The organism is Sphingobacterium faecale (assembly GCF_016746095.1).
GTDB lineage: Bacteria > Bacteroidota > Bacteroidia > Sphingobacteriales > Sphingobacteriaceae > Sphingobacterium > Sphingobacterium faecale.
In genome coordinates this window covers 233468-259837 of the sequence record NZ_JAERTY010000010.1, presented here as the reverse complement: position 1 = coordinate 259837, position 26370 = coordinate 233468, and the positions used below count along the sequence as shown (strand labels likewise).

At 39.9% G+C, this 26370-nt stretch carries 20 protein-coding genes; 7 read left to right on the top strand and 13 right to left on the bottom strand.

Annotated features, from left to right (window positions below):
* Positions 1–106 precede the first annotated feature (106 nt).
* Complete coding sequence (gene lepB, locus JKG61_RS18480; RefSeq protein WP_202104442.1) at positions 107–1528, top strand: signal peptidase I; 1422 nt, start codon at positions 107–109, stop codon at positions 1526–1528.
* An 81-nt stretch (positions 1529–1609) separates the two neighbouring features.
* On the opposite strand, the gene JKG61_RS18475 is transcribed toward lepB, so the two are convergent.
* Entirely contained in the window at positions 1610–2329 is a 720-nt protein-coding gene (locus JKG61_RS18475; RefSeq protein WP_202104441.1) for a pyridoxine 5'-phosphate synthase, read from the bottom strand.
* Between the two features lie 233 nt (positions 2330–2562).
* Between JKG61_RS18475 and cdaA the strand changes: the two genes are divergently transcribed.
* The 3 genes from cdaA (at position 2563) to JKG61_RS18460 (ending at position 7345) form a co-directional block, all read left to right on the top strand.
* A complete protein-coding gene (cdaA, locus tag JKG61_RS18470; protein WP_202104440.1) occupies positions 2563–3357 on the top strand; it encodes a diadenylate cyclase CdaA in 795 nt (264 codons plus the stop codon).
* A 145-nt stretch (positions 3358–3502) separates the two neighbouring features.
* The gene (locus JKG61_RS18465; protein WP_202104439.1) at positions 3503–4411 is read left to right on the top strand and encodes a DUF1338 domain-containing protein; all 909 of its coding nucleotides are present in this window, start codon (positions 3503–3505) and stop codon (positions 4409–4411) included.
* A 12-nt stretch (positions 4412–4423) separates the two neighbouring features.
* On the top strand, positions 4424–7345 hold the full coding sequence (locus JKG61_RS18460) for an FAD-binding and (Fe-S)-binding domain-containing protein (protein WP_202104438.1): 2922 nt from the start codon (positions 4424–4426) through the stop codon (positions 7343–7345).
* An 89-nt stretch (positions 7346–7434) separates the two neighbouring features.
* Here the strand turns inward: JKG61_RS18460 and JKG61_RS18455 are convergent, their stop codons facing one another.
* The 3 genes from JKG61_RS18455 to JKG61_RS18445 all read right to left on the bottom strand — a co-directional run bounded on the left by JKG61_RS18455 (position 7435) and on the right by JKG61_RS18445 (position 10747).
* Positions 7435–8277, bottom strand: a complete 843-nt coding sequence (locus tag JKG61_RS18455) for a DUF2911 domain-containing protein (RefSeq protein ID WP_202104437.1) — start codon at positions 8275–8277, stop codon at positions 7435–7437.
* Positions 8278–8391: 114 nt separating this feature from the next.
* Positions 8392–9687, bottom strand: coding sequence for an HAD-IB family phosphatase (locus JKG61_RS18450; RefSeq protein ID WP_202104436.1), 1296 nt, complete (start codon positions 9685–9687; stop codon positions 8392–8394).
* A gap of 94 nt (positions 9688–9781) precedes the next feature.
* On the bottom strand, positions 9782–10747 hold the full coding sequence (locus tag JKG61_RS18445) for an SDR family NAD(P)-dependent oxidoreductase (RefSeq protein ID WP_202104435.1): 966 nt from the start codon (positions 10745–10747) through the stop codon (positions 9782–9784).
* A 162-nt stretch (positions 10748–10909) separates the two neighbouring features.
* Here JKG61_RS18445 and JKG61_RS18440 point away from each other — a divergent pair, with 162 nt between their 5' ends.
* Positions 10910–12097, top strand: coding sequence for a formimidoylglutamase (locus JKG61_RS18440; RefSeq protein ID WP_202104434.1), 1188 nt, complete (start codon positions 10910–10912; stop codon positions 12095–12097).
* Positions 12098–12109: 12 nt separating this feature from the next.
* A complete protein-coding gene (locus JKG61_RS18435) occupies positions 12110–13435 on the top strand; it encodes a DNA recombination protein RmuC (RefSeq protein WP_202104433.1) in 1326 nt (441 codons plus the stop codon).
* A gap of 1 nt (position 13436) precedes the next feature.
* Here JKG61_RS18435 and ggt read toward each other — a convergent pair whose 3' ends face one another.
* Positions 13437–15125 (bottom strand): gamma-glutamyltransferase, encoded by a 1689-nt coding sequence (gene ggt / locus JKG61_RS18430; RefSeq protein ID WP_202104432.1) that lies wholly within the window; start codon positions 15123–15125, stop codon positions 13437–13439.
* Between the two features lie 163 nt (positions 15126–15288).
* Between ggt and JKG61_RS18425 the strand changes: the two genes are divergently transcribed.
* Positions 15289–16047: an endonuclease/exonuclease/phosphatase family protein gene (locus JKG61_RS18425; protein ID WP_202104431.1), complete on the top strand. Its 759-nt coding sequence runs from the start codon at positions 15289–15291 to the stop codon at positions 16045–16047.
* Positions 16048–16056: 9 nt separating this feature from the next.
* On the opposite strand, the gene JKG61_RS18420 is transcribed toward JKG61_RS18425, so the two are convergent.
* The 8 genes from JKG61_RS18420 to JKG61_RS18385 form a co-directional block, all read right to left on the bottom strand.
* Positions 16057–16383, bottom strand: a complete 327-nt coding sequence (locus JKG61_RS18420) for a nucleotide pyrophosphohydrolase (RefSeq protein WP_202104430.1) — start codon at positions 16381–16383, stop codon at positions 16057–16059.
* Between the two features lie 64 nt (positions 16384–16447).
* On the bottom strand, positions 16448–16906 hold the full coding sequence (gene dtd / locus JKG61_RS18415; protein ID WP_202104429.1) for a D-aminoacyl-tRNA deacylase: 459 nt from the start codon (positions 16904–16906) through the stop codon (positions 16448–16450).
* A gap of 112 nt (positions 16907–17018) precedes the next feature.
* On the bottom strand, positions 17019–18104 hold the full coding sequence (locus tag JKG61_RS18410) for a TlpA disulfide reductase family protein (protein ID WP_202104428.1): 1086 nt from the start codon (positions 18102–18104) through the stop codon (positions 17019–17021).
* Positions 18104–19240, bottom strand: a complete 1137-nt coding sequence (locus JKG61_RS18405) for a TlpA disulfide reductase family protein (RefSeq protein WP_202104427.1) — start codon at positions 19238–19240, stop codon at positions 18104–18106. The genes JKG61_RS18410 and JKG61_RS18405 overlap by 1 nt, the downstream gene beginning before the upstream one ends.
* On the bottom strand, positions 19231–20739 hold the full coding sequence (locus JKG61_RS18400; RefSeq protein WP_202104426.1) for a PKD-like family lipoprotein: 1509 nt from the start codon (positions 20737–20739) through the stop codon (positions 19231–19233). The genes JKG61_RS18405 and JKG61_RS18400 overlap by 10 nt, the downstream gene beginning before the upstream one ends.
* Before the next feature lie 10 nt (positions 20740–20749).
* A complete protein-coding gene (locus JKG61_RS18395; protein ID WP_202104425.1) occupies positions 20750–21517 on the bottom strand; it encodes a DUF4843 domain-containing protein in 768 nt (255 codons plus the stop codon).
* 10 nt (positions 21518–21527) lie between these two features.
* The gene (locus JKG61_RS18390) at positions 21528–22970 is read right to left on the bottom strand and encodes a RagB/SusD family nutrient uptake outer membrane protein (RefSeq protein ID WP_202104424.1); all 1443 of its coding nucleotides are present in this window, start codon (positions 22968–22970) and stop codon (positions 21528–21530) included.
* A 13-nt stretch (positions 22971–22983) separates the two neighbouring features.
* Positions 22984–26316, bottom strand: coding sequence for a SusC/RagA family TonB-linked outer membrane protein (locus tag JKG61_RS18385; RefSeq protein ID WP_202104423.1), 3333 nt, complete (start codon positions 26314–26316; stop codon positions 22984–22986).
* Positions 26317–26370 lie beyond the last annotated feature (54 nt).

Genomic DNA, 26370 nt, shown 5'->3' with positions numbered 1-26370 from the left:
AATAATACTGTAACATATAAATTGATCGGTCGACATATAAAAAGTCATGATAATAACTTTTGGCTTTGGTCGGGTTTTTAATTTCTGACTTTTAATTTTTACTATTATGTGGTATATCATTTTTGGGTTATTGGCTGTCATTTCGCTTTATGGATTGTGGCTATTGTTTAGAAAGGCCGGAAAACAAGGATGGGAGGCTATTGTGCCTTTTTATAGAGAATATGTGATGGCGCAGTTGGTCGGTAGACCAACGTGGTGGATCGTGTGGTTATTTGTACCCATCGTAAATATTTTCATTTTTTACGGATTTTATCTTGATTTGATTAAATCCTTTGGCAAACGCCGTTTTTGGGAAAACGCTGCTGCGGTTTTAGTGCCTTTCATAGTATTGCCTATGTGGGGAAAGGATGAGACGGTAAAATATCTTGGGCAACCCAATACCGAAGATTTTAAGAAGAAGTATCCTTATAAAAAAACAGTAGCACGCGAGTGGGCAGATGCTATTATATTTGCGACGGTAGCGGCCTCACTGATTCGAGGTTTTTTGATTGAGGCTTATATGATTCCGACCGGATCTATGGAACGTAGCCTTTTGGTAGGCGATTTTCTTTTTGTGAGTAAATTGAATTATGGCCCACGTATACCTAATACACCTTTGGCATTTCCTTTCGCACATCACACTATGCCATTGACAGGCGGCAAGGCATATTCTGAGTTAATTAAGATCCCTTATAAGAGATTGCCGGGTTTTGAGACTATCGAGCGTAATGATGTCGTAGTTTTTAATTATCCTATGGAAGCTGACGCACCTTATAATAGACCGGTAGATAAAAGGGAAAATTATATCAAACGTGCTGTAGGAGTACCGGGGGATGTCGTTGAGATGAAGGGTGGAAACTTAACGGTTAATGGAAAACCTGGTTTTGGCTCTGAGGATGTACAGTCAGCCTATATCGTATATACCGATGAGCGTGGATTGAACCCTGATATTTTAGTTGACAAGCGTTTTGAGTATATGGAACTCCCTGATGAAAGTGGTCGTATCGTCGCTTATTTATTGCATGTTACGAAGGAAGAGATTGAACAAGTAAAGGGATGGTCAACAGTAACGGAGGTGGTGCCCTATAATAATGATAGCCCTGCTTTTCCAAGAGATGCTCAGTATAATTGGAACTTCCACAATTTTGGCCCTCTCACAGTACCAAAGAAAGGAGATGTTGTTCAGTTAAATGATTTGACATTACCTTTGTATCAACGACTTATTACTATTTACGAGGGGAATACGTTGGAGAAGCGTGGCGATGGTATATATGTCAACGGTGCAAAAGCAGATACTTACACCATAAAAATGAACTATTACTGGATGATGGGGGATAATCGCGATAACTCGTTAGACTCCCGTGAATTTGGATTTGTGCCTGAAGATCACGTTGTAGGTAAAGCTTTGTTCACTTGGCTGAGCTGGGATAAAGACGGTACTTTCTTTAGTAAGATTCGCTGGAGCAGAATATTTAGAGGAATAAAATAGCTCTTGTATTAAAATATAAAACCGTAAAGATTCCTTTACGGTTTTTTTATTGGATTAAATAGTTGATTGATAGTTCTTTGTTTATGCTTTTAAAGCGGCTAAGTATCTTTTTATCGTCTCTTCTAATCCAAGATATAAAGCATCTGAAATTAAAGCGTGGCCTATGCTGACTTCTAGTAAGTCAGGAATATGTTGATTGAAATACGCAAGGTTATTTAAATCTAGATCATGACCTGCATTCAACCCTAAGCCTAGTTCTCTGGCCTTTACGGCAGCTTTATAATAAGGTGAAATCGCTTTTTCTTTGTCAAAGCCAAATTCAGAAGCATAGGACTCTGTATATAATTCGACTCGGTCGGTACCTGTTTCAGCTGCTCCTTCAATCATCTCTAGGACTGGATCAACAAAAATAGAGACACGTATTCCTTCGCCCTGGAAAAGACTGACCATTTTTTTGAGATAATCCTTGTGTGTAATCGTGTCCCAACCGTGATTTGAGGTCAATTGTCCCGTAGCATCGGGTACTAAAGTGACCTGTGTTGGTGTATTGGCCAGTACCAAATCTATAAACTTTTGTTCCTGACAATTTCCTTCAATATTGAATTCGGTCTGGATTTCCGCCTCGAGATCGTATACATCTTGATATCGGATATGACGTTCATCAGGACGGGGGTGTACCGTGATTCCTTCTGCTCCAAAACGTTCGCAGGCTAGAGCTGCAGCGAGTACATTGGGGGTATTGCCTCCCCGGGAATTACGCAGAGTGGCTATTTTATTTATATTTACAGATAGTTTTGTCATGTCTACAATATATGTTAAGCACAAAGATAATTAAAAATCGAAGTATTAAATTAACGTATTTATACTGGTCAGGATAAGGCCTTCTTTATTCCTTGGGTCCAAGGCTTTGGCGCATAAAAATCCCTCTTTCGAAACTTTAATTCCTAAAATTTTGGTGGGATCGAAGATATATCACTACAAAATCTATTTAGAGGTAAGAAATCCTGGTATTAATTTTTTAAATTGCATAACAAATGGATAGACTAAGTTTTGATCTTCTGGAAGGATTTCGCTTATTGGATGTCATTGACATCTTTTTGGTAGCTGTAATTGTATATTACATTTATAGTCTGATAAAAGGTACTATTGCTGTCAATATCCTATTGGGAGTTGGTTTATTCTATGGTATATATCTCGTCGTAAAGCAATTGGAAATGCGTCTCTTGACAGAGATATTCGGAGGCTTTATTTCTGTAGGTTCGATTGCGTTGATTGTTGTGTTTCAACAGGAGATAAGGCGTTTCTTGCTCCATATAGGAAAGAATATATCTATGCGTCGAAAGAAGTTCTTTTGGACATTTTTGGGTGCGAAGAAAACAGCGCAGCAGGATCACTCTGAGAAGATAAAACCTATAGTAGACGCGTGTCGGAGTATGTCACGGTCGCGTACGGGAGCGTTGTTGGTGTTTTCAAAGTATTTCGACGAGGAGTACTATCAGTCTAGTGGAGAGTATATTGACGCTCCTGTTTCGAAGCGGTTATTGGAGAGTATTTTTTTTAAAAATAGTCCCTTACATGACGGAGCCGTTGTTATTGTTGATTTTCGTGTGATGACGGCCAGCTCAGTTCTGCCATTGTCTGATAGCGAGGACCTTCCTCCTCAGTTTGGATTGAGACATCGTGCTGCTATCGGTGTTACGGAAGTCTCTGAAGCTATCGCTGTAATCGTTTCGGAAGAGACCGGCGAAATTTCTTTTGCCAAAGATGGAAATGTAAATATGAATCTTAGTCCTGAGGAACTAGAAGAATTGTTGAAGGAAGAGTTGTAGTGTTCTGTAGAATATCTTATTCTAAGAATATTTTTCTAACAGATATGTCTTTTGCTGATTTTTATTCTACAAAAACTTTGTTTTGCTGATTTATTAGAATCTATTTACTAAATTTACTGTAGTATAAACTTTAAATTTTGGTCATATGCATTTTGATGAAAATAAGCCGTTGGATATCGTATTGAATGATCTGTTTGATCATTATAGAGCTAATGTCTCCGATGTCAATAAAATCACCCAAGCATTACTTGATAAAGGCGTGATTGGATCTCAGGAAGACATTGTAAATGATCATATCGCTTTTCGTACGCTGGGTGTACCGCATTTAGGTATTAAGTCATTTGAGAAGATCTTTTTAGCATTTGGATATAAAAAGAGAGATTATTACCACTTTGAAGGCAAAAAATTAGATGCATATTGGTTCTCTCCGCCTCAAGAGGGGTATCCACGTATATTTGTTTCTGAATTGCGTGTTAAAGATTTAAGTGTCAAAGCACAGGAGGTGATACATAAATATACAGCACATATTACTGCAGATCCTGTGGACGATATTGATTTAGAGAATGGACAAGAAGTTGCAGATTTTCTTCAACGACCTTTGTGGGATTTACCGACTGCTGTAGATTATCAGCTATTATTGGACGAAAGTGAATACGCAGCATGGGTTATCTACAACAGATACTATTTAAACCATTACACGATCAGTATTCATGAGTTGAAAGACGGGTATAACAGCTTAGAAGAATTTAATTCGTTTCTAAGCAGTATAGGTGTCAAATTGAATAATTCAGGAGGAGTCATCAAGACCAGTGATGATGGCCTTTTGAGACAAAGCAGTACCGTTTCAGCGTTATACGAAGCTACATTTTCGGATGATAAAACTTTGGAAATTGCTGGTAGTTATGTTGAATTTGCAGAACGTAGTGTTTTACCCGAATTCAAGAATTTAGCAAAGGGTGACGTCCGTGGTATACATCGGAGGGATGGTTTTGAAACCAATAATGCGGATAAGATTTTTGAAAGTACATATACAACCCAGATCAAAGGTTCTTAAAAAAGTTTGCTTGTGGAAGACAGGTTGCAGCAATTAGCAAGTGTGATGGAGGGTGAACTGTACAGCGACCAGCTGATGCGTACACTCTATGCGACAGATGCTTCGGCATACCGAGAAATGCCGCTTGCAGTGGCATTGCCCCGAAATGAAGCAGATATCCAGAAGCTTATACAATTTGCGAGAGAAAATAAGACATCGCTTATCCCTAGGACAGCCGGTACTTCTCTCGCTGGCCAAGTCGTTGGTGGAGGAATAGTTGTAGATGTATCCAAGTATTTTACCGGTATTCTCGAAGTGAACGCTGTTGAGCAATGGGTCCGTGTACAGCCAGGTGTTATCCGTGATGAGTTAAATATCTTTTTAAAACCTTTGGGTTTATATTTTGGCCCAGAAACATCTACCGCCAATAGAGCGATGATCGGGGGGATGGTTGGAAATAATTCTTGCGGTTCAAATTCGCTGATCTATCGTAGTACCCGCGAACATACACTGGAAGTTCATGGATTTCTTTCAGATGGTACAAAGACTAGTTTTAAAGCTTTGTCTTTTGATGATTTTATTGCCAAATGTGATCTGGAATCTTTGGAAGGGGAGGTTTATCGACAGATCAGAAGTATTTTGGGAGAATATGGTAATCAAGAGGAGATACGTAGACAGTTTCCAAAATCAAGTATAGATAGACGGAATACGGGTTATGCTATTGATCTTTTACTCGAAAGCGATCCGTTTACAGCGGGAGGAGAAGAATTCAATTTTTGTAAACTGATATGCGGTTCCGAAGGGACACTGTTTTTCATGACAGAGATTAAATTGCATGTTGACCGATTACGGACAAAGCCTACAGGTCTATTGTGTATCCATTTTAACTCCCTGGACGATGCTCTACGAGCCAATTTAATAGCTTTGGAGCATAAGCCCCTAGTTAGTGAATTAATGGACCACTATATCCTAGAATGCACAGCTAGCAATCTGGAGCAACGGCACAATCGTTTTTTTGTCGAAGGTGCACCTGAGGCTATTTTAATCGTAGAGTACGAAGGTGATAATGAAGAAGATATCCGTAGCAAGGCAGGGCAGGTAGAAACGGCGATGCGTGCAGCTGGTCTAGGGTATTATTTTCCGGTTATCTTTGGAGCTGATAGAAAGCGTGTGTGGGACTTACGCAAAGCGGGATTAGGTTTGCTGAGCAATATGCCAGGGGATGAAAAACCTGTGGCGGTGATTGAAGATACTGCGGTAGCTGTCGAAGATCTTCCTGCTTATATTGCGGAGTTTAATATCGTCCTGGAAAAATATGGTTTATATTCTGTTCATTATGCGCATGCAGCTACTGGTGAATTACATTTACGCCCTATTCTGAATCTGAAGACGGAGGATGGGAACAGATTGTTTCGGGAGATCGCTTTTGAAATAGCAAAATTAGTAAAGAAATACAAAGGTTCGTTGAGTGGAGAGCATGGGGACGGACGTCTTCGCGGTGAATTTATCCCGTATATGATTGGAGATCGCAACTATCAATTGTTGAAAGATATAAAGCAGCAATGGGATCCTGCGTGTATTTTTAATCCGGGTAAGATTGTAGACTCTCCTGCGATGAATACTTTTTTGCGCTATGAACCGGGCGGGAAACGCAAAGCTATAAAAACAGTGTTCCGATATGCAGGGCAAGATATTTTGGGGCATGCCGAGCAATGTAATGGTTCCGGAGACTGTCGGAAGTCAGAGTTGTCCGGAGGTACGATGTGTCCCTCTTATATGGCAAGCCGTAATGAAAAGGATACTACACGTGCACGCGCTAACGTCTTAAGAGAGTTTTTGACCCACTCAACAAAGGATAATCCTTTTGATCATCCTGAGATAAAAGAAGTACTGGATCTGTGCCTGAGCTGCAAAGGTTGCAAGATTGAATGTCCGTCTAGTGTAGATATGGCCAAAATGAAAGCTGATTTTTTACAGCGATACTATGATACACATGGTGTACCACTACGTAGTCGGATGATAGGTAATGTGGATAAGCTAATGGGGTGGATGGCTTATGTGCCAAGTTTTTACAATTGGTCTGTACAGAGCCCTATTGTAGGAAAGCTGGCCAAGCGAATAATTGGTTTTGCCGATGATAGGAGTCTCCCGTTATTGGGTAAAATGCCACTACGGAAGTGGTTTGTGAGCAAGGATAAACCTCTCCGTAAGGATGGAAAGAAAAAAGGAACCGTATATTTTTTCTGCGATGAATTTACCAATTATAATGATTTAGAGATTGGTCAGAAATCTATTTTGCTCTTAGAAAAATTAGGATACGAAGTATTGATGGTTGACCATGGGCCTAGTGGAAGAGCTTTGCTTTCAAAAGGGCTTCTGCGGGATGCAAGGAAATTGGCCGATAAGAATGTCAAGGTATTTGCATCTCGATTGTCGGCAGATACGCCATTGCTCGCTGTAGAGCCTTCTGCTATATTAACTTTTAGAGATGAATATGTGGATTTGGTGTCTCCTGAATTAGAGGCGGATGCAAGACATATTGCTCCGCACGCTATGCTTATTGAAGAATTTCTGGTTAGAGAATATGAAAAAGGGAATATTTATCCCGAAATGTTTGATGGAATTGAGCGGCAGATTTTGCTCCATACGCACTGCCAGCAAAAAGCCTGGAAATTACAAGGGTATACGGAAAATGCACTGAAAATTATGAAAGGGGCTAAGGTGAAAGTGATACCATCCGGATGTTGTGGCATGGCGGGGTCTTTTGGCTATGAACGCGAGCACTATAAGCTATCGATGCAGGTCGGAGGGTTAGTTTTGTTTCCTGCAATTAATAGGAGGTCTGAAGAAGATATCGTGATTGCTCCGGGTACCAGCTGTCGACATCAGATTAAAGATGGGACAGGGGTAAAAGCGATGCACCCTATTGAGGTGCTCTATCAGGCCTTGGTATAATTTTTGGATACACCTTAAAAAAAACAACGTCATCTCGAATATATTAGAGATGACGTTGTTATAGATTGTACGTTCCAGCTAAGCAGATACTATTTAATTGCCTTTAGAGCTTCCGTGTTCATTTTGATATATTCCGGATTATTTAGTTTTGTAGCCATTTCGATTCCTTCTTTTGCCGCCTGTCTTGCGCCAGCCTTGTCTCCTGCTTTATCGAGGATTTTAGCTTTCCAATATTTTAAATGCGGAGCAGAGGTATTGCCTTCATCTCCTTTTTTGATCCATTCAACCGCTTTTTTAAGATCTAAGTCATTGTTAAGGTAATATTGTGCGGCGTGGAGGTAGGGTTTGTTTTCCCCAAGCATCGCTTGGTCGATGTTGGCAAGGATTTCTTTGGATTGATCTGTTGTTACCGTAAAACCTACCTTAGTTTTTTCCCATGCAAGTGTGATCTTTGTTGATTTAGTAGTTACATCCTCAAAAGAAATTGTAAATGTTTCTACATTATCTGTTAACGCGTGTGGCTTGACATTGAAGCGAAGCAGATCTTCGGCTTTATTATATTGATAAGCCCCCCATTGTTTTACGTTTTTACTTAATATAATGGTCCATTCATTTTTGTTGGGAATGGTAAATAAACCATAAGTTCCCGCTGGCACTTTGTTACCTTCAATGGATACCTCTTCGGCAAACGTTATACTCGGTATATTATTGGCTCCTGTACGCCATACTTCTCCGTAAGGGACAAGATTTCCGAAAATAGTACGGTTGTTTTTGTTGGGTCGTTGATAAGTCAATATGATATCCTTGATACCTAGGCCTTGTGTAATAGTTTGACTACTGCTTGTGGGAGGCAGTTTCACCTGTGCATTACTCATTTCCGTTCCTAGAAAAAGCAATGTAGCTGTTGCTATCGAAAGTATTATCTTGTTCATGTGTATATGTTTTTTGATGTAATTTACGAAAAAACTCTTAAATCAGTTTCTGATTATTTGACCATCTGTTCCTCCTGTGCGAGACGATGAGGTACCTCAAAGAGAAAGCCCCTACTATTTGTACAGTATACGGAATTTGATGGTATGATCGATCTGCTTTAACTTTTTTAGTAGCCCTTTATCATAGTTGGTGTCTATATCAGTGACAGCATAGCCAATATCTCCACGTGTCATTAAAAACTGTGCGAGTATGTTAATTTCGTTTTCAGCATAGACATTGTTAAGTTGTGCCATGATACCGGGTACGTTTTTGTGAATATGAAGCAGACGATGACCTTTTATTTTTTTTGGAAGTATCAAATTGGGAAAATTACGACTCTGATCGGTATCGCCATTGTTTATGAATTCGGCCATACGTCTGGGGATAAATTCGGCGTTATGTTTCTTGTTCTTTTTGTCGTCAAATACCACAATCCCTTTTTGACTACAGATAGATCTGCTCATATGTCCCTTGACGTCACCTAAATATCCTATTGTTTTAAGTTTTGCAGCGCGTTCTAATTGCTCATCAGAAACATCTACTCCAGGACCTAAAAGGAGCATGCCGACATCTTTTGTGTATTTTTCTTCGAAGGTCTCTTTCACACGGATAGAGAAACCGTCTCTTTTTAGGATGTGGCTGGATATTTCAGGTACGTCGCCTACAATGAGACATAAGATTCTGTTTTTCGGATAGGATATAGCACGAGGAAGATCATTGACATATAGAAATTCATCAAAACTAGGAGTGACATGATCGGCTCGATCCGTAACGCTCTGTCTAGATATGTTTTCTGTAAAAGCAAAGAATTTCTCTATCAATCCAGATTCTTTTAGCTGAAAATCAGAGTAACCATCTCCGATTCCGAAGAGGCGACCTTGTATATTCAGTTCTTTTAATAATTTTACTTTTCCGCCTTCGTCAGATAAGGGGTTGTTGGCATCATATCCCGTAATATTTCCTTCGTCATCGAAGAGGAAGGTATTAGCATAAATATTTTCTGTTTTTATCCCATAAGGCGATACTACGGGAGTAATAAACTCTTTGAATCCTCCGGAGACAATCCAAGCTGTATCGGAATTGCTTTTTAAAAATTCTCTGTTACGGTCAAATGATTTTGAAACCTTCTTTTTAAGATGGCTTATTAGTTTGTCTAGGTGACTTTTGTTTGCTTTCAATAGTGCTATCCTACCGGCTAAACTTTCGCGGAACGAAATTTTTCCCTCCATGGCTAGGTTGGTATAACGTTCGATTTCCTGATATACTTTTTCCTGCTCAGGATCACCTTCGAGTGATATGCGAGCGAGTTCGTCCAGTGCTTCAACCTGTGTGAAAGTGCTGTCAAAATCAATGATGTAATAATTTTTCATTGCAATAAAGCGGTTTTTAGTGATGAAATGTATAAGAGATTTAGAACAAGACCTCTTATACATTTCATCTCGGGTTTAGATTGTTGTTTGTGTGTTATGAATATGTGTTTGCTATTTCTTGGAGTGTTTGATGGATAGGTTTAAAGTGGTACCCTAGTTCACTGACGATTTTGGTATTAGAATAGGATAGCTTTGCAGCAGCTGCATAGGCTGATTCCTTTGTCAGAGAGGGACGTTTGCCTTTAATCTTAGCAATCAATTTAGCTATCCGCCATGCTAACTGTAGCATGAAAGGCTTTGCTGCAATGGTTGGTGCTTTTTTGCCTAATAGTGAAGCGATGTCGGATAGCAGTTGTTTGTTAGAGATGTTGTCACTGTTCAATACATATCGTTGTGCCGTAATATCATTTCTTTCCATTAATAGGATCATGATTTCAGCGACATCCTCTACATCGACAAGACCCACGGATCCTGGAGGATAGATTTTGATACCTTTCTGGACGATATCAAAGATGACAGCGGAACCTGATTTGGCAGAATTGACTCCCATAATGACAGAAGGGTTGACGATAACGGCCTCTAGTCCTTCCGTGATGCCGCGCCATACCTCGAGTTCACTTTTATATTTTGATAGGGAATAGTTAGACATATTGATATCGTACTCCCACTTGTCTATTTCGTCAACCGGCTTTCCCAGTTTGTTACTTCCTAATGCGGCTATGGAGCTGACGTGCAATAGACGGACACCATGTTCGAGAGAGAGGTTGACAATATGTTGTGTACCTTCTACATTGACGCGGAACATCTGCTCGGCATCTTCTTTTTGGTAGGAGATTTTTGCTGCACAATGATAGACCTGTGTCACACGATCGAAAACATCTGATAGTGCGAAATAATCTGTAATATCGGCATCAATCCATTCGATCAATGATGATGCTCTAAGGCTTTCCGGAATGGTTGAGTTGTTTCGCTTTAGTGCTATTACTGCATTTCCTTTTTCAACGAGGCGCTTGATCACCGCTGAGCCTAAAAAACCTGTTCCTCCTGTTACTAATATCACTTGTTAATTTATTGTTGAAAAACTTGATCCTCTCAAAGATAACCCATTGCTAATTCCTATGCAAATTATTGGTAAAGGAGTGAAGGAGTTTATGAAAGTTATAAAATGATGAAGACCCACAATATTTTCACTTTTTACTTTTTAATTTTTACTTTTGGTTTTATGTCGTTAGCAGATTTCTTTTCTCCATTGACTATCACTGATTTTTCAGCAAATGATGGTTATTTCAACTCTCAATTTGGACATGTTATCCAAGCCTATGTCGATGAGTTTCCGATTTTAGATAATCCTGAAAATAAACCCCATTTAGCTATAATAGGAGTCGAAGAGGATAGGGGAGCTGTGGGAAATAAAGGAGCAGCGAAGGCACCTAATGCCGTTAGAAAGCATCTGTATGGACTGTATCAAGGAGATTATAATGTGAATCTTGTTGATTTAGGCAATATTAAGCCAGGTAGCCGTATTGAGGATACTTATGCAGCACTTCGGCTGGTGGTTGAAGAATTAGTCAAGGCCGATATTTTACCAGTCATTATCGGAGGAGGGCAAGATCTGACCTATGCGCAATACAGAGGATATGAAGACTTGGAACAGCGGATCGAGGTGGTTATTATCGATGCTAAGTTTGATTTAGATCAGGCCAGCGCACAGGAAACTCCACTGAATTCACATACCTATCTAAATCATATCATCTTACATCAACCAGATTATCTGTTCAATTTGAACAATGTAGCCTATCAAACCTATTTGGTGAGTAAAGAGTCTATAAATATGTATGACAAGCTCTTTTTTAATGCACAGAGGGTTGGGATGATTGCCGGTAAATTAGATCAGGCAGAGCCGATTATCCGGGCTGCTGACCTCGTGAGTTTTGACATTGGAGCGATCCGGGCTTCCGAAGCTCCAGGTAATGCCAATGCTGTTCCAAATGGTCTTTTTGGAGATGAGGCATGTCAACTCGCAAGATATGCAGGCATGTCAGATAAATGTAGCTCCGTTGGTTTTTATGAGTTCAACCCTACTTTCGATCCTATGGAGCAAACAGCAATGTTAGTCTCGCAGATGATCTGGTGCTTTATCGATGGCTATTATAACCGAAAAAACGACGCCCCGTTAATTCCAAAGTCAGCTTATATTATCTACCGTACACAGTTAGAGAATGAAGATCATGAATTAGTCTTTGTGAAAAGTAAAAAATCAGATCGTTGGTGGATGCAGGTGCCTTATTTTGGAACCAAATCAATCAATGAAAGATATTATCTGGTGCCTTGCCGCTATGAGGATTATCAACTTGCTGTAACTGGGGAAATGCCTGATCTCTGGTGGCGGACTCATCAAAAGTTACAATAAATTATCAGAGGAATGGAGTATGTTTTATACCTCATTTTAATTGTCCTTATTGTGGCATGTGCCTACCTGATGTGGCGCAATGGGCGTTCAGTGTCTCAAACAACCTATCGTAATGCGTTGGCAGAGAGGCAACAGTTTGAGATTACGGCTTCAACGGCCAGTCATCATGTGTCTTTGTTGGATCAAGAATTGAAGGATGTAAAGACAATGTTGGATAAGGAGCGGTTAGAACGACAGGCTGTAGAGAGAACGTTGGAAGGGACTAATGCGTATCTACAGGCGCAACAGGAAAAGTATACCGAGCAAAAGGAAGAAATAGCGGAGATTAAAGCGAAGTTTAATGCCGATTTTCAGGTATTAGCTAACCGGATTCTAGAAGAGAAAACCCAGAAGTTTTCGGCTTATAATCAGGAACAGTTGGGCAAACTATTGGACCCCCTAAAAGAACGGATAAGGAGCTTTGAGGACCGTGTGGAGAAAACGTATAATCAAGAAGCTGCAGAACGCAACGTGCTGAAGGGTGTCGTAGAACAGTTGATGCAGCAGAGCTTGGAAATTAAAAATGAGGCAAGTAATCTTGCGCGGGCTTTGAAAGGAGATACGAAAAAGCAGGGAAATTGGGGAGAGGTGGTATTAGAACGTGTGTTAGAGCGTTCGGGACTCAACCGTGGTCAAGAGTACCGGATACAAGTCGCCCTTAGCGATGAACAAGGAAGACGTTTGCAGCCAGATGCAATTATTGATCTACCTGATGATAAACAGCTCGTGGTAGACGCTAAGGTATCTTTGGTTTCGTATGAGCGATTTGTAAACGCATTGTCGGATGAAGAGCGTGCTTTATGTCTGAAAACCCATGTCCAATCTATCGAGAATCATGTGCGCGAGCTTTCGATGAAAAACTACCACAGCCTTTATGGGATACATTCCCCCGATTTTGTATTGTTATTTATGCCTATAGAGTCCGCTTTGAGTGTTGCGGTGATGCATAAGCCAGAATTGTTTTCTGATGCTTGGGACAGACGGGTCGTGATTGTAAGTCCCTCTACGCTATTAGCGACTTTGCGTACGATTGCAGCGATCTGGAAACAAGAACGTCAGAATCGGAATGTATTAGAGATTGCCCGTGAGGCAGGCTTGCTGTATGATAAATTTGTAGGCTTTCTAAATGACATGGATCAGATACAGAGTCATTTGGATAAGGCCTCCGAAAAACATACGGAGGCCATGCGTAAGCTCTCTTCCGGAACGGGCAATATAGTCCGAAAGGTCGAAAACTTAAAAGTGTTAGGAGCTAAAGCGAATAAACAGATTGACGATCGTTTTTTGGATGAGAGATAGATTAGTATCCCATAGCTTTATCGTCTCCACGAGGGTCGGCTCCGGTTTGCAAACGGCCGTCGGGTAGCACAACGATGTTTTCTACACGTCCTATAGGCCCACGTTTATTGATCTTATATCCATCCTTTTCGAGGTTAGCCCTTGTTTTCGCATCGATTGCTTTCTCTTCAACATCGATTTGATCAGGTTTCCATTGATGGTGGAAACGTGCTGCATTAACGGATTCCTGTGCGCTCATGTCGAACTCCAGAACATTTAAAATGGTCTGTAATACGGAAGTAATTATCGTCGAGCCACCAGGGGTACCCACTACCATTTTTAGCTTCCCGTCTTTCTCGACGATAGTCGGTGTCATGGCAGATAGCATACGTTTGCCCGCTTCTATAGCATTGGCTTTTCCTCCCAGTAGACCGTACATATTCGGCGAGCCGGGTTTTACAGAAAAATCGTCCATCTCATTGTTCAGTAAGAAGCCTGCGCCACCCACCCATACACAAGAACCATACGACCCATTGATCGTCGTGGTCAGCGAAACAGCGTTGCCGTCTTTGTCTACGATGCTGAAATGTGTCGTTTCTTCGGATTCATAGCCTGCAAACTTGCTAGCTTTCACTTCTTCGCTATCTGTAGCTTTGGCCAGCGAAACTTTTGCCATACGGCTCTGATTAAACTCGGCATTCGTGAGTTCCGTAACGGGGACTTTGTAATAGTCCGGGTCTCCAAGGTGTGTTGCCCTATCAGCATATACCCTGCGTTCAGCTTCTACAATGGCACGTACTGTACTATCCGCTTGGAATCCCCATTGTCTTAAAGGATAGTTTTCGACCGATTGCAATAGTGCCAGTAGTGCTATTCCACCACTAGAAGGAGGGGGCATCGAAATAATCTTGTTACTCTTATAATAGCCAACGATTGGTGTACGCCATATGGCTTGATATTCTTCAAGATCTTGATGAGATATGATACCATTGCCCCGTTTCATCTCTGCTACAATATAGTCGGCAGTCTGACCTTTATAAAAACCATCTCGTCCGTGCTGAGCAATGCGTTCCATGGTTTCTGCAAGTTCATTTTGGACAAAGATGTCACCCTCTTTCCAAGCGATATCTTTGATAATCGCTGCTCCTTGTTTATTGTGTTGCTGGAATTTTTCTTTGTAGCTGTTAAATTCGCTAGCTTGCTGAGCGGTAATGGGGAAACCTTGTTTCGCAAGCTGGATTGCAGGAGCCAATAGATCTTTCCAAGGGAGACTTCCGTATTTTTTATGCGCTTCGTCCATCCCTGCTACAGCACCGGGCACTCCAGCTGCAAGTTGACCATATAAACTTAAGTCGGTAATCGGATTGTTGTCTTTATCCAGATACATATCGCGGGTTGCACCTAAAGGAGCTTTTTCCCGGAAATCTAAAGCAGCTACTTCGCCGTCTTTACTACGGTAGACCAAGAAGCCGCCACCACCGATATTTCCGGCATTAGGGTATACTACGGCCAAGGCAAATTGAACGGCAATAGCGGCGTCAGTAGCATTACCTCCTTTTTGTAAAATATCTACTCCGACGGTAGAGGCAAGGGGATGTGCGGTAACAACTGCCCCATTTTTAAAGGTTTGCGCGTCGTGGGAATGTTTTGATGTCGTACAACTTGCAGTGATGTAGCATACGACTGCAAATAACCAAAGGTGTTTCATCATAATGTGTTTATTTGTGTTTGTTTTTTTAATAACTTAGAATAGGTATACCTTTTTATATTATTTACTGAATAACATTGGCGTAAAAAAATAGTCGGTTCCCCGGTTTGAAATTAGTTTAGTGTTTCCAACTAAAGATAGTTATATTCACAGAAATTATCGAATTATGCGCTACTTTGTTTCTTTTCTCCTACTTTTAGTGAATTTCGTTCTTTCCGCACAAACGGTTAAGATATTGACATATAATATTCATCATGGAAATCCACCATCAAAACCAGGAGTAATAGATTTAGAAGCGATCGCTGATGTTATCAACAGTGTAGATGCAGATATTATAGGTATTCAAGAGGTGGATGTCAACATCTCCCGCTCAGAATATGTTGATCAGGCTAGGCGATTAGCTGAATTAACTCATACCAATTACTTTTTCTCCAAAGGTATCGATCTGGAGAAAGGGGAGTACGGTGTACTGATATTGACAAAGCATAAAATTCAGGAGAAACGCAGGTATGATTTGCCAATGCCTGTAAAGAGTGAAAATCGTTCTTTAGCGATTGTTGATGTTAAGTTAGCTAATGGACAGATCATTTCTCTGGCTAACACCCATTTGGATCTTAAGGAGGAGAACAGGTTGGCACAGACCACTTTTATAAATGAAGTGGCTGATCAGTTTAAACACCCTTTGATACTCGTAGGAGACCTTAATGCAGCCCCTGTTTCCGAAGCTATTCAACAGCTCGAACAGCGTTTTGTACGTAATAAAAGCGATAACAAACCTACTTTTCCCAATATAGGAGCAAAACAGGAAATCGATTATATCTTAATTTCCAATCCGACAAAATTTCAATGGAAAAGCTATAAGGTCATCGATGCTTCCTATCCATCGGATCACTTGCCTTTGTATGCAGAAATAGAGTTAATCTAGGGAGCTTTTCTATTTTAACTTTTCATTGTTTTTGTGGCGTTCAGCATCACGCATATTCTTTTTGTCCAGGTTCTTTTCGAGTGCTTTGGTTAGATCTATACCTGTCTGATTGGCCAGACATATCAATACAAAAAGTACATCAGCCATTTCATCCGCAAGATTTACTTCCTTGTCGGATTTTTTGAAGGATTGTTCTCCATATTGTCGAGCCATGATACGAGCGACTTCACCGACTTCTTCCATAAGCATAGCGGTATTGGTCAGTTCGTTAAAATAACGTACACCTGTCGTATTAATCCATTTGTCGACTATTTCCTGTGCTTCTTTAATTGTCATCTGTTTTCAATTGTTAAGTGTTAATGATCAATGGGTAATGTCATTAATAACTAATCATTAACCATTAGTAGTTGTCCTTGTCTTTGGTGTTCATGATGATGGTTACTGGTCCATCATTCCGGAGGTCGATCTTCATGTCTGCTCCAAATATGCCTAACTGTACTTCTTTATTTAATAGCTCAGAAAGGCGTTTGGCCATCTCTAGATACATGGGTTCTGCTTTACTGGGTTTCGCTGCGCGTATAAAGGAAGGTCGATTCCCTTTTTTTGTCTGTGCGAATAGTGTGAATTGCGAAATGAATAAGATATTGCCATTAATGTCCTGGATTGATTTATTCATTAATCCTTGTCCGTCACTGAAGATCCGAAGATTGGTCAGCTTTTGAGAAAGCCATTCGATATCCTGTTGTCCATCCTCTTCTTCTATACCAACCAAGACTAATAAGCCATTTTCTATCGATCCCGTTACTTGTCCTTCTACCGTGCAGGATGCTTCCGTTACCCTTTGTATTACTGCTCGCATTTTTCAAAGTCAAAAACCAAAAGTAAAAAGTAAAAGCCGGAAAGTCAAAAAGGAAGAAGGAACAAAACAAGAACCGAGCAGATTTATAGACTGCTCGGTTATCCCTCCTTGATTATTGGATTAATTTTTCAATAATATTTAACATCGCTTCCCCTCGGAGATTATCGACCATTATTTTTCCCTGAGGATCTATTAGTATAATTCTTGGTACGCCTTGTACATAGTAATCGTTTGCCGTTGGGCTATTCCACCCCTGTAGATCACTGATGCTAATCCACGGATACTGTTGCTGTCTTAAGTCTTTAATCCAGAGATCTTTTTTTGTATCCATAGCGATATTAATTACGGTTAGCTTGTCTTTGTGTTTTTGATAAGCCTGTAAGACAAACGGTTCTTCTTTTTTACACCAATAACACCAGGATGCGCCAAAGTCGAGAAGTACATACCGGCCTCGATAATCGGTTAGGTTGTGTGTGTGGCCAGCGGTGTCTACCAAAGAAAATTGAGGAGCCTCCTTGCCTGGTGCGATACGTAACCTTTTTTGGTAATCTGTCAGCATACTCTTGTAATAGGTACTGGAATGAAGTTCTGTTGAAAATTGTTCCAAAAATGCACCTTTATCTGCTAGAGGTATGTATTTGTAGAAGCCATAGAATACGGATAAACCAGGGATAGAATTAAAAAATGAGTTGATCTCATTCACATCAATCTTTACTTTCTCCCTAGCGAGCCTCGCTTGTTTTTCTGCAGTTTCTATTGTAGCGCCATCATTTTGTAGTATAGCTTGTTCTTTCTGACCTAAGGCATGAGTCCACTGCCGAAATGCTGCACCGGGTTTGGTGATCATTTGTGACAGTAACCTGTTCTCATCATCTTCTATATACCATTCTTTCTGTTTGAGATCAAGTTTTATATCTATTTTTGGGGTGTTTGGACTAATAAATACCGAATGACTAAGCGTTCCTATTTTGATATTGAGCACTTGCGCTTCGATAAGTTTCCCCTTTAATTCGAATGCTCCGTGTTGTACCACGGTAGAATCTATAAGCTCATATTTCCCGATTTCGTTATAACTGAGTATGACTATTTCCTTATCTCCGTTGGTCACAGTCCCTTTTATAGAGAATGAAAAATTTTGTTGAGCATTCGTAGCTAGACCACCAAAAATCAGAGATAATAGTACTATAATTTTATACATTATTTGGCTTTTATAAGTTCTTGTTCCAGTTTGATATGAAGGTTTTCGCCCTTTAAATCTTTAGCTAAGATAATTCCATTGGGATCGAGTAGCAGCGAAAAGGGAACACCTCTAACATTGTATTGCTTTACTACTGGAGACTGCCACCCTATTAAATCTCCCCAATGATGCCATGGTAAACCATCTAGTTCTATTGCTTTTTTCCACGCCGGGAGCTTATCGTCCAGTGATACCGCAATAACAGTAAACCCTTTGTCTTTGAATCGCTCGTAGGCTTTTACTACATTTGGATTTTCTTTTCTACATGGAGTACACCAGCTTGCCCAAAAGTCGAGTAGGACATATTGACCTCTATATTTGCTCAATTGTTGAGGGGTACCATTGATATCAGGTAAAACAAAATCTGGTGCTTCTGAACCTACCGCAATACCCTGATAAAAGCCCACCCGGTCCTGTAATGTTTGGAGGTATATGCTGTTAGCGCCTTTTGCAGCACTGATAAAACTTTCAATCTCTTTTAGGTCTCCTTCTTCACCATAATGAGTAGCATAGATAAATTGTGCTGCAGCATTGTCTGCATGTTGGAATAGCAATTTTTTGAATTCGTTGGTTTGTTTATTCCGAAATCGCTTTAATTCATCTAAAACGGGCTGACTCGCTTTTGGATCTCTGGCGTACGCTTCGTTAAAGATCTTTGTTTCTATTTCATCTGCACGCCTGTTTTTATCTTGTTCGGCAGTCAGAAGCTGATAAAGATCATTGCTTCTAGAGCCCGCAATTTGTCCTTTGGCTAAATTGGACTTAGGCTCTACAAGGATAAACTCTCCGGGTTCTAAGAAATAATGTCTACTAATTCCCTTTCCTAATCTAAAGAGTACGTATTCTGGACTTTCACAGGTGCCCTCTAGTCTGAAATTTCCATTTTGAACCATTGTAGAGTCGGTAACTATCTGCTTGCCATCTCTGAATCGGATCAGATATAACATATCATCAGTAGAACTTTGAAGGTTTCCTTTGAAAACAAAGGAATTGGCCTCTTGAGCATATGATTTGAAGCACAATACATTATTTGTTACTAAGAATATTATGCAGGCTATGAAGAGTTTGATGCCTCTTTTTTCTATTGTTAATACCATCTTTCTCTATACGTAATGTCTATTATTTTGGGGAAGTTGTCATATTGTTTTTTTAATATGAGGTCTCTATTGATCGTAGGCACCTCATATAATATTAATGAAGCCGATGCTTCTTGGCTTTTTGAGGGATCGTTTACTCCAACAATCAGTTGTAGTTCTAATTCCTTATAAATCGGTTTGTAGTACTTGCCTGACGAGGTAAATGCATTGAATTTTAATAAGGTTACTTCTTTGTTCCCATAGTCAGCCATTTTTTTAGCTGTGCGCAGATTCATGTCATATTCATAAAGCTTACCATCTTTTATAAAAAAGATATAGCCTAGAGTGGGGTGGACTGCAAAGTGAGATGCCCCCTGAATTTCCTCACTATGGATAATGTCAAAATAAGTTTGTGTGATGCTTGAATAGCCGATGTTAAATCGATAGAGGTAATATTTGCTATTGTTGTCTTTCATGATCGCAAAATTGTCAGCGTTATTGAATGCACTGTTACTCATATGCAAAAGTTCCTTATTTGTGCTATAGGAAAATAACGGACCATCTGGTATGGATAGACACTTTGCCGATTTATAAGGTAATTTTAGAAAACGTTTAGCATCTGTATCAAATACTATCGCGTCTACAGAATAGGTGTTCGTACCATATGCAACAAAAGGTGCCGCCTTAAACGTATTTCCTTGTTCGTCCCTATTTCTAGGCGCGGTAAATGCATCACCATCCAGCGGATCTTTAAAGTATAGGTTTCCCTGTTCAGTAATTAAAAATTCGCTAAAAAAGTCGACCGTAACTATTTTCAGCGGATTATTGTTGGGCGTATTGTCCAACATTTCGTATTTAAAATCTTTATCTGGGCTCCAGGTAAAGAATGCGGGGTTGACTCTATGGGTAGTCTGTCCACCAATGATTGCTATATTTTCCCAGGCCCCCATGCTGTTGCAGTATTTAACACTGCGTGGAGAGCTGATTTCTCCCATTTCAGTTTGTGCCAAGGCATTTGGTATTATAGTGTGTGTACTACCATTTCCCCCAAGAGAGACCATGCCTAATCGAGCAATATTGTTTAGTTCACTTAGTACCATCCATCCCTCGTAGGCAGCCGTGCTTACTTTTAATTCTATTTTTTCATCATAACTTACATTATTTATATTGTTGGTAACCTTGAAATAAAGGTCATAGGTTCCCGGTAGCAGATCTACATGGAATAGCAGATCTTTTTCGCTCCCTAGTATTTTTTTTCCAGAACCTATACCTGAGTTTCTCGGTAGGGATGCCCATTCGTAACTTAGGTTCTTACTGTCTATCTTGTCGGCCGAGAAAGATAATACAGGCGATATTTTTAAGGTATCTACCAAATATTCCGATTCGTAGTAGGACGGTACGTTTTCTATTTGGATATCATTTAAAACGGTGTATTGATAGTTGCCCTGATCCTTGCTGCAAGAGAAGGTCAAACCTAATATACCGGATACAACGAATAGTATTATATTTATTTTTTTCATCTCTTTTGTATTAAATAATATAGCGACCCATAACCATAAGTGAATCATCCTCATCTTTCACAGGAGTCTTTTTTCTGATCATATCATCTAGATATTCTTTTGTTATGGCACCTACGTAACGCATTTGTGCAACACTCATGTAGCCCGTTAATTGAGATAGACTAAAGCCTGTCAGTTCATTCATTAGATTGAGTTTTTTGCGTGAAAATGGACCCCAATAGTAGAATTTTGTATTCCAGGTCGGAGGCTCACTGATGATGTCGTTGAATACTATACAATGCTGTGTATAGCTTACTTTTTCTTTTGCATTATTCAATGTATTAAGCATTCCCAGTGAAAAAAACTTATTTTCTTCAAGTTTGATTACGAGTGTCAATTCCTTTTCTTGAAGTGTTTTTGAACGCTTCAGGTGTATAGGAATGTCAATTTCTATCTTACCAGGCTCGATAGTATAGTTTTCTTTTAGAGATTCAAAGTCAATGCCTTCCTCCGCAGTGCTCTTTTCTTTGTCAAATCGAGCGGTAATGTATCTCACCTCAGGAGAGGGGATTCCTGTGATTTTGGTTTTTAATTGTATGGTACTATCCCTTATATCTTCACTTGCAAAAGCAAATGATAACTGTGTTGTATCAATTAGTTCTTTAATACCAAGTCTAGGGCTGAATATTTCAAAATAGACAGAGGGACTACCTGAAAAAACAGGAATATCTTTTTGGCAGCTTCCAATGAAAATAGGAAGTGCGAATATAATAATCAGATATATTTTATTTTTTTTCATTTTATTAAGGTTAATTACGATGTCTGGTCTCACTTTCAGGAAGAGGAACAATGTATTTGCTAGGGGTCATATTAATATTGTTCACGCTTTTTCCGTCAGGGATCGTAGCTTTCCCTATTCGCTTAAAAAAGAAGAACAATTGACCTTCTCCATAGAATTCTTTAATATATTCTTTCTCTATCTCGGACTTCCATTGTTCTGGGGCGAGTTCACTTAATGATACTAATCCTCTTGCATTACGGATTGTATTTAGAAAGGTAAGCCCTTCGTTTGGATTTTCAGCTGATTCAGCCGCTATATAATACATTTCACTCAACCTTATTAATGGTATTCTATTGTTATAATTGAGTCTTGAATCTTCTATGTTATTATACTTGGAGAATACGCGATAGTTTTTTCCACTGGCCTCTCCAGAAGCCCATAAAGGGGTGTAACGGAAATCGTTCTGATTATTTTCGAAAGATTGGTCGAGACGGCTCGATAGAGGAGCCAGTATGTTCTTGCCGTCAAGATCAGGTGCGAAGTATGCAAGGTATGTCTGTTGTCTTTGTGGAGCTTGTAGAGAAAAAAGTATTTCTGTTGAGAATATCCGATCTGGATTTTTACTGGACCCCATGATATTTTCGGTCTTGATAAAAGGAAACCATGTTGAGGCTTGTGTGATGACAGTAGCAGCATGCTGGAAGGCACTTGGCTTGTTCCCTGCGTATAGTTGCACGCGAGCTAGTAAACCTAGGGTCGCAAAATAATTTAGTCTCAAAGTACGATATCTACGTTGATAATCACCACCTAGTTGACTATCACTATACAGCGGCCCTTTAGAAATGATAGGGTCCTCTTTCAATAACTCTATAGCATTTTCTAAATCCGTAATAGCCTTAGATAACACTTGATTAAGCGACAGAATTGGAGCCGTCTTACGATTGTTTTCTATATAGTACGGGATTGCAGCGTTATCACCCCCTTGCGCAGGCATAGGTCCAAAGAGGCGTACAAGATCAAAATGGATCATTGCACGCAGAGCTAGTGCCTCGCCTTTGATTAGTGCATAATCAACAGGGCTTGTGAATATTTCTCTCCTTTTTTCTATTTGCTCTAATATATTGTTCGCACTTGCAATTTGAAAATACGCTTTGTTCCATATACTTTCCATCGTCCGTTTTGCTGTTTCTTCTTGAAAACCATAATTAGCGAGCGTGTAAGAGGTATGTTCTTGATTGACGTTGTAACGTTGGGCTAATATTTCCAATGTTGTCATGGTCCAGGCTGCTCCATACGAATATGGATTTGTAAAGTCTGTATAAATGCCATTCAGTGCTATGTAAAACCCGTTAACTGAGCTGAAAAGTTGATCTTCCGTACTGCGGTCTTCCGGTTCTACGGTAAGCCACTTTTGACAAGAAGAGACAGTTAAGAATAAGCTTATTAGTATGATGTTTTTAAGTATCTTCATAATGGATTCGGTTTTAGAATGTTAGGTTTAATGAAAAAGATACCGAGCGGGCAAATGGATAGTCAATACCTCTTTCTGTCTTAATATTCGACTGACGGAAGAAGTCATTAAAATAAAGCCTCATATTGAGGTTGTCAATATTGACTTTTTGGATCCAACCCTGGTGCACTGTATATCCTAAAGAAAAGGATTCTCCCATAATACTGTTGTCATCTTGCACAAATCGTGAAGACATAGGGGTGTTTTCTGTCAAAGTTATACCTCTAAAAGATGCAATATCGCCGGGTTGCTTCCATCGGTCATAAAAAGCACGTTTATCTTGATTGCTTTTCAAACCTTCTATACTAATGTTCTCTACTTTATCATATATTGCTTGATTAAATTGTTGTCCGCCGACCCTATACCGTATATATACGGCTATATTAAAATCTTTGTAATAGAATGTGTTACCTAGTACTCCTTCCCATTTAGGCATGGTGTTACCTACGATTATTTCGTCCTCATAGTTATGTGTAAATGTTTGTTCTCCATTCTTTTTAACAAATAGCTCGCGACCTGAGCTGGGATCGATTCCTAATGAAGGTACTGCCCATATGGAAGTCGGACTGCCTCCATCGTAGTACCGGGTTAGGTTTATGCCTTTATTTTCATCATTCATACTCTTGAGTGCTTGTTCAAGATTGCTGAATTTTGCTTTTTCGCTTCTTCCGTTCAAGCTGACTGTCCAGTTTATTCTCTCGTCCGGTCTATAGATAGGAGAATAGCTTACCATTCCATTGATGCCTTGATTGATCTGTGCACCAAAATTTGTGGTGAGGATAGGAAAGCCCATGGAAGCAGGAGTGTTTATTATCGCCAAAAGAGGATCTGTTTTTTTGTTGTAAACATCTAAATTCACGCGTAGTTTATTGTTGAGCGTTACGGCATCCAGACCGATATTTTTATCTAAAGTTTTCTGCCATTTTAGATCTGGATTACCTAAAGCTTCCATCATCGCTCCTACTCCAAAATTATTGATTACGTTGGTATTATAGGTGTATGTTGTAAACGATTGATATGAATTGAAGTTTTGGTTTCCTGGATTTCCGATAGATCCTCTTAATTTAAGGATATCAAAGATCTTTGTATCGGCTAACCATTTCTCATGATGTAAATTCCAAGCGAGTCCTAGTGACCATGTCTGGGTAAAGAGATGATTCGAACCAAAAATAGATGAACCATCTGCCCGGTAGCTAAAGTCCATTAAGTAACGGTTGCGGTATGCATAGCCCATGTTTGAAAAGAAACTAGTAGCACGTGAAAGCCCCGCTATATAGGCTGGTCTGCTATTCTGTGGGTAAGTGTTCGCAAATGCCGGCGATCCGGGTACACCCTCTGGAAAGCCTACCGCTGCAAAAGATTTGTTTGTCTTATGGGCTTCTCTGAAATTCCACCCGGCAACGACATTCAACAGATGACGATTGTTGAAAAGTTTGCCGTATGTGGCAACAAGTTCTCCTTCATATGACCAGGTATCTGTTCTTCCATTTTCGTATCGGCCTTTTAGATTATTGGGAGTTAGGTCAAAACGGCTATCTTGCGGAGATATAAGTATCTCATTTTCTAGCGTTCCTTTATTTAAGCCTACACGTGCACGTAACTGTAGTGATTCGTCGTATTGCCATTCGGCTTTTAGGTTGTTTCGGAAGCCGGTAAAGTTCTGATTATCCAGGTTGCCCAATAAGGCATTCCACATCGGGTTCGTAACGGTATAATCCCAACCTTGATGGTCGCGGGACACCTCTAGATAGCGATCTATGCTGCCATCTTCGTTTGATTTCCTGTAATATGGATTCGCCCGTGAAAAGGAAGAGAAAGAGCCATAAGGGGATTCTGTGGATTTGTAGTATTCAATAGCTGTCTTATTGGAAAAGTTTAATCTCCCTTTGCGGTATGTCAGATCAATATTTCCTTCCGTGGTGTTCCTTCCTGACCCTTTCATAACGCCATTTAGATCTTTGTGGCTTAGGCCAAGACCAAAACGGAAAATATCACTTCCCCCTTCAGCATAAAGATTGTGGCCATGAGTAAAAGCATTTCTGACAGGCTCGTTTAGCCAGTAAGTGTTGACACCACGAGCCACTTCCTTGTTTCGCTCATTGTACAAGCTGTCTAAATATCGTTGTCCCTGCGGATTTACTTCCGCTGCTATATAATTATATCGACCGGCCAACCTTTCAAATTCTAGTTTTTCTGTAGCATTCATTAAATTATAACTAGAGAAATCCGAAGCCGCAAAATTTATATCCGAAGAATACGTTAATCTTAATTCACCCGGTAGAGGAGCTTTTGTTTCGATAACGACTACACCGTTTGCAGCTCTAGAACCATAAATCGCTGTGGAAGCCGCATCTTTTAAAATATTTATGCTCTCTACCCTATTCATATTGAGATCCATGATGGTACGGAGCGGAACTTCAAAGCCATCCAATATAAAGAGCGGTTGGTTGGGGTCTGTTCCGAACTGCTCTTTCAGCCCGACAATACTGCTTTTTCCTCTTATTTCTAAATTAGGTAACCTGTTTGGATCAGATCCGAACAAATTGTTTTCGACCATATTGAAGGTGGGGTCTAGTGTTTTTAAACTTTGTATGATATTCGAATTTCCTACCTGTTTTAACTCTTTACCACTGTATCTACTAGCAGAACCTGTGAAACTGTCTTTGTTTCTGGAATAAATTCCTGTCACAACAACATCTTGTACTTGTTCTGTCGACTCTGTAAGGATTATCTTTATCGGTGACGAATTGGGTTGGAGTGCTATTGTTTGTTTTTTATAGCCTAAATAGCTGACCGTTATAGAGTCATGTGTTATCTGCTGTATAATTTGAAAGCTTCCATCTTTTTGTGTACGAGTGCTTGTACCTTCTTTTATCAATCGTACTGAAGCCCCTGATACAGGTCTGCCAGATTTGTCCATGACTAGGCCTTTGAGTATGGGTTCTTGTTGCTGAGTTTTGAGTGTTATAGTGCCTGTACTCTTGGGAATAATGGTGATAATACGGTTATGTAGACTGTAGGTAAAGGGTTGATCCTGAAATATCTCATCCAAGAGATGTTTCAACGAAACATTATTGACGTTTAAAGTTACAGGCTTGGCTTTATTGATTAGTTGATCGTTCAATACAAAATTGTAGCCGGTTTGTTTCCTTATCTCTTTTAAGACGTCTGTAATTTTTGCTTCCTTTTTGTTTAAAGTTATATTCTGTGCATGGACATGGAGGACCAACAGCATTAACAATAGGACAGCGACAAGGCTCCTATGAAGGAACAACTGATTTTTGGTTTTAATTTCTACTTTTTTCATTGCAACATGCTTACATGTTTAATTTGGAATTGGTTAGCGTAATGATCTTTTACA